The sequence below is a fragment of the Vibrio sp. CCUG 15886 genome (assembly GCF_028570825.1).
Taxonomy (GTDB): domain Bacteria; phylum Pseudomonadota; class Gammaproteobacteria; order Enterobacterales; family Vibrionaceae; genus Vibrio; species Vibrio vulnificus_B.
Map to the genome: position 1 here is coordinate 76,103 of NZ_JAQQBT010000010.1, position 12,963 is coordinate 89,065.

Genomic DNA, 12,963 nt, shown 5'->3' on the forward strand with positions numbered 1-12,963 from the left:
GGGAATGCGTTCAAAATTACTCATGGTGTCATGGGCACTGGCGCTGCCACATGCGCATGCAATCTCACTGGAGGAGTCGGTGGCTGCGGCCATTGATTACAGCCCAGAAGTGCTTGCCCAGTACTCGCGCTATCAATCGGTCATCCGAGACATGGACGGTGCCGAGGGCTTTTATCTGCCACAAGTGAAGCTCTACGGCGCGATCGGCTACGAGGAAACCTACTACAACAGTGGTCGAAAAATCGATGACGAAGATCGTGGTCTCACTCGCAGTGAGCTTGGGGTGAAAGTGTCGCAGCTGTTGTTTGATGGAATGAAAACCACCGCCAATGTCGACCGTCTCAGCTTTGAAGCGGAATCTGAACGTTTGGCATTACTCTCCGATGCAGAAAACGTTGCCTTGGATGTGGTGAAGGTTTATTTAGAATACCTTAAAGCGCAAACCATGCTGGATCTGGCCGAGCGTAATGTCAGCGAACATGAAGAGATCTATCAAGATATTCTGGAAAGAACGGGCAAAGGCTTGAGTAGCCATTCTGATTTGGCGCAGATTTCAGCGCGAGTGGCGACCAGTAAATCGTCCATGATTGCCGCGCAGAACAACCTTTATGATTTAGAAACCCAGTTTATTCGTCTGGTCGGCAAACCCGCTCGTGAGTTGGTGGATCCGGTATTTGATCTTGCGCTACTGCCGCCCAGTCGTGAGGTTGCGGTGCAACAAGCGGTAGACAACCATCCAGAAATTCGCGCCGCCATTCAAGATATTGAAGCGGCGCGTAAAGAGATCAAGCGTGAGAAAAGTGGCTATTACCCAGAGATCAAACTGGAGCTGCAAGCCAACAAAAACGAGAACATCGGTGGGGCGGAAGGGCGTGATGAAGATGCGCGCATCATGTTGACCCTCGATTACGATCTGTTTAATGGTGGTTCAACCAATGCGCGGGTGGAGTCTTCGGCATGGCGAGCAGAGCAAGCTCGTGCAATTCGCATTCGCACAGAACGTCAAGTGAGAGAAGGAACGGAATTGGCTTGGCACGCCTACGACATGTTGGTCAAGCAAAAGCAACTGCTGCAACAAAACGTGGATTCCGCCAAAGTGGCTGAGCAGGGCTACATCCAACAATTTTCGGTCGGAAGACGCAGCCTACTGGATGTGCTGGATGCGAAAGTGGAAGTGTTCTTAGCCCGCAGAAACTACGTGGCTGCGCAGTATGACCACACCTTGTCTGCGTATCGATTACTCAATGCAATGGGGCTGCTTACCTATGCGTTACGTGTAGAACATCCACAAGAATGGCAGGCAAAGGAGAAATAATATGAGACTGAATTTATTAGCCTGCGCAGTGTTGCCTGTGTTGCTTGCGGCTTGCGCGCAAATGCCGGATACCACCATGACTCGACATCAAATCGATGATCTGCGCGACAGCGATAAAGATGGGGTGATCAACCAGCGTGACATTTGTGCGGACACGCCATTGGGGGCAGAAGTGGACAGCAAAGGTTGTACTCGTTGGACGATTTATCAAAAAGTGGACATCAAAACCGTTTACTTCAATTTTGACGACGCCCATATTCGTCTCGATCAATCGAGCGAGTTTGACGAGTTGCTGGCAATTTTAAATCAAGGCACAGAAGCAAAAGTCATTCTGGTCGGTGACACCAGCCCTGAAGGTAGCGACGAGTACAACCAAGTGTTGGCGAAAAAGCGCACCTCGGTGTTAAAAGAGGCATTAATCGAAAACGGCATTGCACCAGAGCGTATTTCTGAGCAGGAATTTACCCAAGTGACCGCATTGACGGAGAAACTTAAAGACCGCAAACGCCGTACCATCGCGGTGATCACCCAGCCAGATATGAAAACCGAAGCGAAATGGACGATTTATACCTCAGAGCAAGAATCGTCCAATCTCAAACGAACTGTTCGTCAATAACGGTGGCAATCATGAAGGGAGCAAAAATGAAATTAATCAATGGTTGTATCGCCACATTGGCAGGGTTGTCGTTGAGTGCGGGGGCTTGGGCACAAGAAAGCTCGCGTATTTTGGTTGAACAAGAATTGATGGCGGTTGCTAACGATTTAATCCAATCGGCAGAGCTCGATATCACCGCGCGAAAAAGTGCCGATGTGCAAGGCGCAATGATCGACAACCAAGCGCATCTGGGTATCAGTTCACGCAAATGGCTCGACAGTGAAATCGCCTTGTTTGAACACAAGTATGGTTATCGCCCGACTGAACTGTTTTTCACTTCAGACGTCATTACCATCTTGGTAAATGAGGAGAATCCGATTGGTGGGGTAACCATTGACGAATTGGAGTTGATCTTCGGTTGTCATGAGCAACCTGAACAGATGCAGTGGAATAAGATTCTTGGTGAAGAGTATCAAACCATCAAACCTGTGGCGGTGGAAAACGAACTGGCTAAGCATCTGAACTTCGCTAAGCTGGTGGAGTGTGAATCGCCTCAAAGCTCGCTTACCCAGTTTTATTCTGAGCGTGAGCAACTTATCGACGCGATCGCCGACGACAAAAATTTGATGGGTTATACCGTTTATGCAGAGCTTGAGAGTGGTGTACGCCGCCTTGATATCATCAACCGCAATGGCGAACGTTTTGACCTCAACAAAGAAACGATTTTGTCTGGTCGCTATCCGTTGTCTAACGTCTATTATCTTTACCTTAATTTGCCACCCAATCGCAATTACCTCACCGACGCGGAGAAGTATTTTGTCGGCTTAACATTAGGGGAAGAGGGGCAGGAAACCATTGCAGAGCACGGCTTTATTAGTTTGCCGCCAGAGGCGATTCATCGTAATCGAGTCCGCCTCTCGCTTGACGCACCAATTGTGTATGGTGGCTACAAGTAGCCTTAAAACGTGCAGATAGAAGCAACATGATCACGATGAGCCGAGAGAAATCTCGGCTTATTTTATGGAATCGAACTCACTCGCTTACCAATTAATCATCATCTCAGTTACACCATGATTGTGTCTGCTTCCAAATCTCGACAGCAAACAAAGATTGCACGTTGCCCGATTCTGATCGTTTGTGATTACCATGGCGCGGTTCTATAAAACACAACGAAAGCAAGGAAAGAAAATGAAAAAAACAGTGATAGCCGCAGTGCTTGCGACCGGTCTAACGGCGATGGGATGCCATGCCGCCGAATGGGGTTATGAAGGTAAACATGGACCAGAGCACTGGGGAGAGATTGCCAAAGAGTGTGCGACGGGGAAAAACCAAAGCCCGATTGATATCCGTCAGCCAACACAAGCTGATCTCAAAGGCTTAGATTTGCACTATTCAGGCCAAGTGATTGCGCTAAGTAACAATGGTCACACATTACAGGGAAGCCTATCTGGCGAGAATGTACTGGATATTGACGGTAAAAGCTTTGAACTGAAGCAATTTCACTTCCATACGCCATCTGAAAACTTGATCCAAGGTAAGCAATATCCGCTAGAGGCGCACTTTGTGCATGCAGACAAAGCGGGCAACTTGGCGGTGGTTGCTGTGATGTTTGAGTCGGGTAGCCAAAACCAAGCGTTGAACTCGTTGATTGCAAAAGTGCCAAAAGCGGGTGAGGAAGTAAAACTTGCCCAAGCGTTTGACGTTAACGACTTGATTCCTGCGCACGCCGAGTACTATCGCTTTAACGGTTCACTCACTACGCCTCCTTGTAGCGAGGGCGTTCGTTGGCTCGTGATTAAGGAAGCCAGTGAGCTGTCACCCACTCAGACGCACGTATTGATGCAGGCTATGGGCGAAAACAACCGTCCGGTTCAGCCACTTAATGCTCGTGTTGTGTTAAGCAAAGAGTAACGATTGAAGATGGCGTTTTGACTGGCGATTTACTGTCAGTTGCCGTCACGTTTCTTATTAAAAAGCCCGCGCTGAATCATCAAGCACGGGCTTTGTTTTTTATTTGGTGTTTTGTTCTAAGGTGAACGTTACTCCGATTGAGAGCGGTTGGATTCCATCAGCCCAGCTTGAACGGGGTCAAACTTCAATGTTTGAGTAGGGAAGGCAATATCAGCCCCGTTTTTCTGAATAATTTCCATCACTTTGAGTAGCACATCTTGCTTCACACCGTGGTATTCCACCCAGTTCACCGTTTTGGTGAATGTATAGACAAAGAAGTTGAGTGACGAAGAACCAAAGCTATTAAAATTCACGATTAAGGTCTGATTTGCATCGATATCGGGGTGATGCTTCAGCATCTCACGCACTTGCTCAATGATTTGAGGTAGCTTATTGCAATCGTCATAACGCACACCAATGGTTTCGTAAATACGACGATTGAGCATGCGCGAAGGGTTTTCCACCACAATGTTACTAAACACCGAATTTGGTACATACAAAGGGCGTTTATCAAAAGTGCGAATAATGGTCATCCGCCAACCGATGCGCTCAACGGTGCCTTCAATTTGGCGATCCGGAGATCGTACCCAATCCCCCACTTTGAATGGACGGTCAAAGTAGATCATCAAACCACCAAAGAAGTTTGAAAGAAGGTCTTTGGCCGCTAAACCGACGATCAAACCACCCACGCCACCGAAGGTTAACAAGCCAGACAAACTCAGGCCAAACACCTGCATCATAGTCAGCGTGCCGATGGTAAGAATAAATAACCTCGCCACCTTAGCAGTGGCTTGCACTGTGGTCTCGTCGTAGCTTTGAGCCGCCAAAACATACTCTTCTGCGCGATTGACAAAGCGCATGACAATCCAAACTAGCAGCGAAATCACCATGATGAGTTTCGCAGTGCCAAGCCAAGCTAAGCTTTGGCCAGTTTGGCTTTGGACGATAATGCCAAGGGAGATGGTTCCTGGCCAAAGCCAGATAAAAGTGCTGATAGGGGTTCTAAAAGCTTCTAGTAGAAGATCATCCCAGTGAAGTCGGGTTTTCTCTGCCAACTGATGCAAGCGCGATGCGACGACGCGCCAGACGATCCATGCGATGGCGCTGCAACCTGTAATAAACAGGACACTGCCGAACCAATCCTTGTGATTACTAAAGAGTGCTCGTTGCAGCTCAATTAACCAATCATTCATATTGAAAAACTCATCGTTTGAATCAAAACCCGAAAGGTATCAGAAAATCGATGAATAACCCAAAAAAGCGATGAGAAAAAGTGATTTGCGGGTCAATGATTGGCTTGGCCTATAGCCGCTGTGTGTGAACATGATCGAGTTTTGTGCAACAAGTACCGTTTCTGAAGCAGAAAACAGCCTGTTTTTTGACTTATAACTAACACTTTAGTTATTAATTCATGAGAGTTTTCTACTCAGATTGGATGATTGGGGAAAAGTGATGGAATTTACTGAGAAGGATCGTATTGCGCTTTACGATATCTGGATGTCGCAAAAAGCAAAAATGCATATTACGCAGATGGAAATGACGCGACGTCTGGGCCTTAATCATCACGAATTCTCTGCTTATTTACGTGGCGATACGCCGCTGACATTGGGTTTTATCAACCAACTGTGCGAGCAGCTACACGTGCAACCTTTCAAAGTGATCCCTTCACTTTCTCGTCGTGACCTCTCAACGTCGCAGACGATCTTTTTGCAAAACAAGGTCACGGTTGATGGGGTGATCCGCAACGTGTATGTGGAAGGTAATCAGGTCATTATTGAATATGAGCATCCCATTAATTGATGCTATAAATACATATTCTTCTACATTTCTTCATTTGCTTTCATATGGTCGTAAATTTGGCGTTTGTCATTTTTATGGCGTTAACCTTATGAAATTATTAGCATTTTATATAGACAAAAACGTGACCAAGATCTAGAATTTCGTCTTTCCAACTTTTGGCTTTGTTCCCAGAGCACGGAAGCGAACATTTGATAGATTGAGGCGTTAAATGCAATTTTCTCTAAAAAACTTGTCCGTTCGAACCCAAGTTTTAGTTCCTGTTATGTTGACTGCACTGGCTTTGCTGGTTTCTCTTTGGATCACCAAAGACAAGCTGCAAGCAGAGCAAGATATCATCACTCATAACACCAATTCTCTGGTTTTCTACAAAGACACATTGGCAAAGATTGACGACGCGGTTTACCCGTTGCGAATTAGCGCGGTTTACGCCATTTACGATGCGAACCGTCGTGATGCATTCCTAGCGCAACTTAAGCAAGGTGCGAAAGAGATCAATCTGGATTTGGATCAGATGGCGAAGCAGGGCGACTTCCGTACAGAAGCGGCTGAAGTGCGTAAAGCGATCAACAACTACATCGACTATTCGACCAGTGCAGTGAGCTTCTTTGGTCGCCATGATCAAGGCACTGTCTCGGCGGCAGAATACAACCGCTTTATCGCGGATTACCGCAAAGTGGGCGATGACATGGTATCAGCTATCAACGCGATGTCGCAGAAAGTGAACCGTGTTGCTTCTGAAACAATGGCGAAAAGTAACCGTGATAACGTTCATGTACAAAACATGGCAACCATTACGGTCCTTGGTGTGTTGGCGCTCTCCTTGTTGGTGGCATGGTTCCTCTCTGGCATGATTGTGACACCGGTGATCAAGTTACAAGCGGTGATGCGTGAACTCTCACAAGGTAACCTTTCGGTTCGTGCGGATGTCGATGGCGACAATGAAATTGCGCACCTTAGCAAAGACGTGAATACCACAGCGAGCCAGTTGCACAGCACGGTGGAGCACCTGATCCGTATTTCTGAAGAAGTGGCATCGGCATCAACAGAGCTTGCCGCTGTCATGACACAATCTGAAGCAAACGCGCAACAAGAGTTGGCGGAAATTGAACAAGTCGCTTCTGCCGTGAACGAGCTTGCAAGTACCGCGAACAACGTTAGCGATAACGCGACCTCGGCGGATGCAACTGCTCGTGAAACAGACGGTTTAGCGAAATCGGGTTTGGCTATCTTTAAAGAGAGTGCCGAAGCAAGCCAACAGATGTCATCGGCACTGAACGATGCCGCACGCGTGGTACTGACCTTGAAAGAACAGTCAGTGCAGATCAACGATGTGATTGAAGTGATTCGTGGCGTTTCTGAGCAAACCAACCTGCTAGCGCTGAATGCGGCAATTGAAGCTGCCCGTGCTGGTGAATCTGGCCGTGGTTTTGCGGTAGTGGCAGACGAAGTACGTATGTTGGCGGCTCGTACGCAAGATTCAACCAAAGAAATTCAAGAGATCATTGAGCAGCTTCAACTGCAATCTGGCCTAGCCAATGACAGCATGCAAGAGAGCTTGAACATGCTAGAGCGCAACAACGAACTGACTCAACGAGCGAACGATGCCTTGGTTGGTATTACTGAAGCTGTCGCGAACATCAATGATTCGAACGCACAAGTGGCAACGGCAGCGGAAGAACAATCACAAGTGACACAAGACATCAACCGCAACGTCGTGAACATGTCTGAACTGGTGAACCAAAACGTAGCGGGTATCAGCCAAAGCGCCAGCGCAAGTAACGAACTCTCTCATCTAGCGGAAAAACAAAAAGCCCAATTGAGCTTCTTCCGTCTGTAATCACCATTCAAAACGAAGAAAACCGTCCTAGCGACGGTTTTCTTTTATCGACAAGTCACTTATCGGCACGCCTAACGTTTGAGCTTAAGCTTGGTTCCGTCAAACTTCAAATGACCAAGTAAGTTTTTCGCATTGTGCTTACCGAAATCATCAAATTCGACACCGTAACGCGCGTAATGCGTTGAACGCTGTAAATTACAGACTTTTCCTTTCAGCGGCGCTAAGGTTGGCCCACCTGCTTTCCCGAGTAGAATCTCCAATGACACTTCATCACCCACAGTGAAAGTTCGGCTCATTGGTGCCGTGACAAAGCGACACCCGCCACGAGATAGGTCGCGAATTTCACATTCCACCTTATAGTCATTAACGTAAGCTTTCGCCGGGAGGTTAACCTCGTAGCGTGTCTCTTTGCGAAGCTGAGCCACTTGCATGGTGCTTGGCACGCTGAGTACGAGAACGGGGAATGGGTCGCCTAAACGGTGAGTCAGTTGACTACGAAAATGGATGATGGCGCCTTCACCTCGGTGAGAAAGGGCTTTAACGTTTATCCAAAAGCCTTCTTGGAAGTAAAACTTAAGATCGTCTTCAGAAATCTGCGGTATCTCAACCAGCATGGCATTGCCAGAATGTGACCCAACAAATAGGCTTGTGGTTAAAAATTTGGTTCCAACTGGCGTCGTTACATTGAGTGTGATTTCACTACCATGTTCAATCATTGCAAGCGCATCGGTACTGTTGAAAGTGCTCGTTAAGCGCTGAGCATGATTTGGCGCTAATGCGTGATTGCGTCCTTGGAGTTTAGCCATAGGTAAATTCATTGTTCCTTATCCTAATGAAACGGCCTGCAACGTTGTAATTGTGCGGATTCATAGTGCAAAAGTTCATCTACACTGAATGAATCTAGCTTAATAAGTTTAGTGTATATGTTCAGTTAAAGATTTTATTTAGCTGTTGTTATTGATTCAATGCTGATTACGCAAAAATAGGGAGAGAAATTGTGAATCATGTCACTCATGATGAGAAAAATGCGCTTTTTCAAGTTCATTTAGAGGGGATGTACTACGCAACGGTTCGCTATCAGCTGCATGATGATGTTATGTCCATCACTTCCACTCGCGTCCCAGAAGAGCTGCGTGGAGGAGGGTATGGTAAATTGATGATGGAAGCCGTATTGCCGATTATCGAGGCACAAGGCTACAAGATCGTCCCTGTTTGTAGCTATGTTAAACATTATTTAGAGCGACACTCTGAGTGGCATCACCTGAAAGCATGAAAAAGCCAGCGAAAGCTGGCTTTTTGAGCTAAATCGTCTCGATTTGAAGTGAACTACTGGGTATTTGGGTTGATTCTTGCCATATAGTAGGTGTTAATAAATCGCCCTTCGCGAAACGAGGAATCGACGGCTTCACCTTCAATCACAAAACCATGCTTTTTATAGAGAGAAATCGCCTTTTCATTATCGACATTCACTTCGATCTGAATTCTTCTTACATTGAGCCAGTTATCTGCCAGTTCCGTGACGGTTTCGATCAACTTGCTACCAATGCCTAAGCCGTGAAAATCATCGTGTACGCCAATGCCAAATGAAGCACAGTGCGCCGTTCTTGGCCTTTGTGAGTGCTGAAATCCAATATTGCCAACCACTTTCCCATCAACTATTGCTACATAGCTATACACACCCGCAGGTATGCTCGATAGCCTTTCCTGCCACATCGCCACTGACGGTTTTGGGAGCTGCAGGGTCTCACGTTGTGCCTTAGGTTGAGAATAAAGCTCAACGAGTGCTTCGGCGTCCTCGATTGAGGTTGGACGAATAGTAATCTCCATGCATTTCTCCTTGTTTGTTGTTGTTTTATCAATCTAACGGCATTTGTTAATGAAAACCAGATTTTTATTAACAAACTGAGTAGGTTAGAAATGGCAATAGTGAATAACCCTCAGGACCTTATGGATTAAGGTGTATTAGTGAATGCTGTATTAATGTTCAATCATTCACTGGTCCTATTTGATTTTTTGATGGAATTTTTCCCTGTTATCTATAGTCAAAAACCTGTATAAAAAACAGTGTTTGATTCATTCAAGCTCATTCTTATTACAATAACGCAAGGAAAACGGATGCGAATTCAACGTTTTACTGCCAACTCGATTGCATTGGTCTTACTGGCCAGTCTTTCAAATCTGAGCTTAGCTCAAGAAAGTGTTGCTACAACGACCACAAACTCTCAACCCACCTGGTTGCGAGACATCGCTTTATCGCCAGACGGTCAACGAATCGCGTTTACCTACGCAGGACAGATCTGGCTTATCGAAAGTAAAGGGGGAGAAGCCATTCCTCTCACTTCTGCTGACAGCTACAGTGAAAATCCCATTTGGTCACCGGACGGGGAATCCATTGCGTTTACGACCGATCGCTTCGGGCCAGGTGACGTTTTTTTGGTGAGCGCGAACGGTGGAGACGCAAAGCGACTGACTTACCACTTTAGCAAAGATGTTCCTTACGCTTTTAGTCCGGATGGACAAGAAATCTATTTTCGATCGTCGCGGATCGGTGATATCGAGAGCAGTGTGAACAATGGCTTCGCGGGTAGCGCGTCAGCGCAGATCTACTCGGTGGATGTGAGTGGAGGGCGTGAAAAGCTGCTGCTTGCCAATCCAATCAGCAGTTTGTCGATTAATGGGCAAACAGGCGAGTATCTCTATACCGATTTGCCGTCACCGATGGAGCAAGAGTGGCGTAAACGCGATGTCTCTGACGCCGCGCGCGATATCTGGCGCTTTGACCCTAAAACGGGTAAGCACACAAAACTGACCAATTATCGTGGTGAAGACCGCAATGCGGTGTGGGCTGAAGATGGCCGCTCTATGTTCTATTTGTCTGAGCGTTCAGGCAGCTTCAATGTTTGGCAACGCGTGTTATCCGACTCTTCGGCTGAACCCGTACAGATAACCCAACACGAGTTTTTACCCGTGCGTTTCTTATCGATTAGCCAGCAAGGTGATCTCGCCTATGGCTACGATGGCGATATTTGGTTTAAAGGCAAAGATGAAGCGGATGCTAAACCATTACAGGTGACTATTCGGCAATCCTTTCTCAGCAAAGGGAAGCGATTTGTTAACCTCAATCATGAAGCGACTGAAATTGCGGTTTCGCCGGTGGCGCCAGAAGTTGCCATAGTCGCCAGAGGTGATGTTTACGTGGTTTCTCTGCTCTCAGGGGCGACTAAGCGCGTAACCAAGACCCCGCAAGCAGAGCGTTATCTTTCTTTCTCAAATGATGGCCTTTCATTGCTTTATGCATCGGAGAGAAATGGCAATTGGGATGTCTTCCACAGCTACATCAATGATACGGGCAGAAGTTTTTCCACTTCGTTTGATGTGGTGGAAGAATAGCTTTCGGATGAAGCGGTTGACCAAACTCAGCCGCTGTATTCTCCTGATGGGACCAAGATCGCCTATCGCGAAAACAGCAATTCGATCAAGGTGTATGACATCGAAAACGACAGTTATCACGTGCTGTTAGACTCTTCGCAACTCTATTCCTACGTCGATCAGGATCTGAGTTATGAATGGTCGCCAGATAGCCAATACTTGGTGACCCGTAATCGTGCCTCCTACAACTCTGACATTGTGCTGCTAAAAGCGGATGGCAGTGAAAAGCCACTGCAAATTACCAATACCGGTTTTATTGAGGGTGAGCCGAAGTTTAGCCACGACGGGCAGATGATCTATTGGAGCACTGATCGAAATAGCTTGAGAGATATCGATAAGTGGGCGGTGCAGTCAGACATCTATCTGACGGTTCTCAACCAAGAAGCGGATTTCAATTGGAAGAAGGACGATGAGCAACGTTGGCTCGAAGAGGAGCGCGCAGCGGATTCCGGCGAAGAGCCAGGCGAGCAAGCCCCACAAGAGACCTTGGTGGAAAGTAAAGGGCTCAAACATCGTACCTATCGAGTTACCCCGTATTCCATGACGCCAATTTTCAGCTACCTTTCTCCGGACAATCAATCCTTGTTGGTGGCAAACTTGGTCGGCGACGAGGTAGAGTTCACCGACATCAATACCCAAACCGGGGAAACGAACGTTCTGTTTACACGCAGCAGTGAAGATGTTGCTGCGGTGAAGATGGAGCCGGATATCGAAACCTTGGTGATTATCGGTGCGCACGGTATTGAAGAGTTGCATCTGCCAAGTGGTGAGGGCAACTATGTCGATTACCAAGCAGACGCCAATTATGATTTCCGTGCGGAAGTGGAATACATCTTTGATCACGCTTGGCGTCAAACGGATACCCGCTTTTATGACAAAGGCATGCATGGCGTGGACTGGCAAGGCTATGGCGAGGCGTATAAACGATATCTGCCAGGGATTCATCACTACCAAGATTTTGCGGAGTTACTGAGTGAAATGTCGGGTGAGTTGAATGCGTCACACACCGGAGCAAGTTACAGTAGCTACCATTCAACTTGGTCGGAGCCTGCGTCACTTGGGTTGTTTTATGATGACCAATACCGCGGCAAAGGGGTTCGTGTTAAAGCGGTGATTCCAGGTGGTCCTGCGGACATCTACCAATCTCCGATCAAGGCGGGCAGTATCATCTACTCTGTGGATGGCATAGAGGTGGCTCCAGAAATGGATATCTATCCGCTGCTGGATAACAAAGCGGGTAAACGCGTTCGTTTAAGTGTGCTCAAACCGGGTGATAAAGCCGCGCAAAATGTGCTGCTGGTGCCGACGTCGCTTGAACAAGAGGCTCAGTTGGCTTATGAGTTGTGGGTTGAACAACGCAAAGCCCTGACCGAAGAACGTTCGCAAGGCAGACTGGGTTATATCCATATTCCTGAGATGGGACCGGCGTCTTACGAAACCTTAGTCAATGAGTTATTTGGTGAGTACAACGACAAAGAAGGGGTCATCATCGATATCCGCTACAACATGGGCGGGAACTTACATGATCAACTGATGGAAACCCTTTCCGGTACGCGCCATAGTGCTCAAGTGACGCGTGATGGCTATCAACTGTCGACATTCCCTGAGCGCCGTTGGGCAAAACCGAGCATCATGCTAGCAAACGCTGCGAGCTATTCCGATGGCTCGATTGTGCCTTATTTCTACCAGCGTGAGGGTATTGGTCAGTTGGTGGGTGAACGAGTGCCGGGTACTGGAACGGCGGTGTTGTGGGAACCACAACAAGAGCAGAGTTTGGTGTATGGCATTCCGCAGCTCGGCTTCAAAGATGACCAAGGTCGATGGTTCGAAAACCAAGAAGTGGTGCCTGATGTGCTGGTTTATAACTCACCAGAAGACATTGCGAACAATTACGATCGCCAACTGAAAGTTGCGATTGAAAGCTTGTTAGCACAATTAGACAAAACGCAGTAACGCTCTAGGGTTATCGTTACCAAAGGCTCAATACAACGAAGGTGGTATTGAGCCTTTGCTTTTTTCATCCCGATGGTTTCTTGA

General features: G+C 47.2%; 10 protein-coding genes and 1 pseudogene. 8 read left to right on the forward strand and 3 right to left on the reverse strand.

Going from position 1 to position 12,963, the window contains the following annotated elements; translation table 11 throughout:
- Window positions 1–4: 4 nt before the first annotated feature.
- The 4 genes from PQQ36_RS16460 to PQQ36_RS16475 all read left to right on the forward strand — a co-directional run bounded on the left by PQQ36_RS16460 (window position 5) and on the right by PQQ36_RS16475 (window position 3,821).
- A complete protein-coding gene (locus PQQ36_RS16460; protein ID WP_108694493.1) occupies window positions 5–1,315 on the forward strand; it encodes a TolC family outer membrane protein in 1,311 nt (436 codons plus the stop codon).
- Between the two features lies 1 nt (window position 1,316).
- On the forward strand, window positions 1,317–1,931 hold the full coding sequence (locus PQQ36_RS16465; protein ID WP_130349277.1) for an OmpA family protein: 615 nt from the start codon (window positions 1,317–1,319) through the stop codon (window positions 1,929–1,931).
- A gap of 26 nt (window positions 1,932–1,957) precedes the next feature.
- Window positions 1,958–2,866 (forward strand): PstS family phosphate ABC transporter substrate-binding protein, encoded by a 909-nt coding sequence (locus PQQ36_RS16470; RefSeq protein ID WP_273661843.1) that lies wholly within the window; start codon window positions 1,958–1,960, stop codon window positions 2,864–2,866.
- A 232-nt stretch (window positions 2,867–3,098) separates the two neighbouring features.
- Window positions 3,099–3,821 carry a carbonic anhydrase gene (locus PQQ36_RS16475; RefSeq protein WP_045619806.1) on the forward strand — a complete coding sequence of 241 codons (723 nt, stop codon included), beginning with the start codon at window positions 3,099–3,101 and terminating at the stop codon, window positions 3,819–3,821.
- A 128-nt stretch (window positions 3,822–3,949) separates the two neighbouring features.
- Here PQQ36_RS16475 and PQQ36_RS16480 read toward each other — a convergent pair whose 3' ends face one another.
- The gene (locus PQQ36_RS16480; protein WP_011082373.1) at window positions 3,950–5,053 is read right to left on the reverse strand and encodes a mechanosensitive ion channel family protein; all 1,104 of its coding nucleotides are present in this window, start codon (window positions 5,051–5,053) and stop codon (window positions 3,950–3,952) included.
- A gap of 259 nt (window positions 5,054–5,312) precedes the next feature.
- Here PQQ36_RS16480 and PQQ36_RS16485 point away from each other — a divergent pair, with 259 nt between their 5' ends.
- The gene (locus tag PQQ36_RS16485; RefSeq protein WP_011082374.1) at window positions 5,313–5,660 is read left to right on the forward strand and encodes a hypothetical protein; all 348 of its coding nucleotides are present in this window, start codon (window positions 5,313–5,315) and stop codon (window positions 5,658–5,660) included.
- A gap of 208 nt (window positions 5,661–5,868) precedes the next feature.
- The gene (locus PQQ36_RS16490) at window positions 5,869–7,497 is read left to right on the forward strand and encodes a methyl-accepting chemotaxis protein (RefSeq protein ID WP_047111836.1); all 1,629 of its coding nucleotides are present in this window, start codon (window positions 5,869–5,871) and stop codon (window positions 7,495–7,497) included.
- 71 nt (window positions 7,498–7,568) lie between these two features.
- On the opposite strand, the gene PQQ36_RS16495 is transcribed toward PQQ36_RS16490, so the two are convergent.
- A complete protein-coding gene (locus PQQ36_RS16495; RefSeq protein WP_011082376.1) occupies window positions 7,569–8,315 on the reverse strand; it encodes a flagellar brake protein in 747 nt (248 codons plus the stop codon).
- Between the two features lie 179 nt (window positions 8,316–8,494).
- Here PQQ36_RS16495 and PQQ36_RS16500 point away from each other — a divergent pair, with 179 nt between their 5' ends.
- Window positions 8,495–8,770 (forward strand): GNAT family N-acetyltransferase, encoded by a 276-nt coding sequence (locus PQQ36_RS16500; protein WP_011082377.1) that lies wholly within the window; start codon window positions 8,495–8,497, stop codon window positions 8,768–8,770.
- A 53-nt stretch (window positions 8,771–8,823) separates the two neighbouring features.
- Here PQQ36_RS16500 and PQQ36_RS16505 read toward each other — a convergent pair whose 3' ends face one another.
- Window positions 8,824–9,324 (reverse strand): GNAT family N-acetyltransferase, encoded by a 501-nt coding sequence (locus tag PQQ36_RS16505; protein WP_011082378.1) that lies wholly within the window; start codon window positions 9,322–9,324, stop codon window positions 8,824–8,826.
- Window positions 9,325–9,612: 288 nt separating this feature from the next.
- Between PQQ36_RS16505 and PQQ36_RS16510 the strand changes: the two are divergent.
- A pseudogene (locus PQQ36_RS16510) lies at window positions 9,613–12,879 on the forward strand (S41 family peptidase).
- Window positions 12,880–12,963: the final 84 nt, after the last annotated feature.

Bases quoted from the DNA above. Each gene is read 5' to 3' on its own strand.
- PQQ36_RS16485 (WP_011082374.1), top strand. From the start codon at position 5,313: ATGGAATTTACTGAGAAGGATCGTATTGCGCTTTACGATATCTGGATG.
- PQQ36_RS16505 (WP_011082378.1), bottom strand. From the start codon at position 9,324: ATGGAGATTACTATTCGTCCAACCTCAATCGAGGACGCCGAAGCACTC.
- PQQ36_RS16490 (WP_047111836.1), top strand. From the start codon at position 5,869: ATGCAATTTTCTCTAAAAAACTTGTCCGTTCGAACCCAAGTTTTAGTT.
- PQQ36_RS16495 (WP_011082376.1), bottom strand. From the start codon at position 8,315: ATGAATTTACCTATGGCTAAACTCCAAGGACGCAATCACGCATTAGCG.
- PQQ36_RS16460 (WP_108694493.1), top strand. From the start codon at position 5: ATGCGTTCAAAATTACTCATGGTGTCATGGGCACTGGCGCTGCCACAT.
- PQQ36_RS16465 (WP_130349277.1), top strand. From the start codon at position 1,317: ATGAGACTGAATTTATTAGCCTGCGCAGTGTTGCCTGTGTTGCTTGCG.
- PQQ36_RS16475 (WP_045619806.1), top strand. From the start codon at position 3,099: ATGAAAAAAACAGTGATAGCCGCAGTGCTTGCGACCGGTCTAACGGCG.
- PQQ36_RS16470 (WP_273661843.1), top strand. From the start codon at position 1,958: ATGAAATTAATCAATGGTTGTATCGCCACATTGGCAGGGTTGTCGTTG.
- PQQ36_RS16480 (WP_011082373.1), bottom strand. From the start codon at position 5,053: ATGAATGATTGGTTAATTGAGCTGCAACGAGCACTCTTTAGTAATCAC.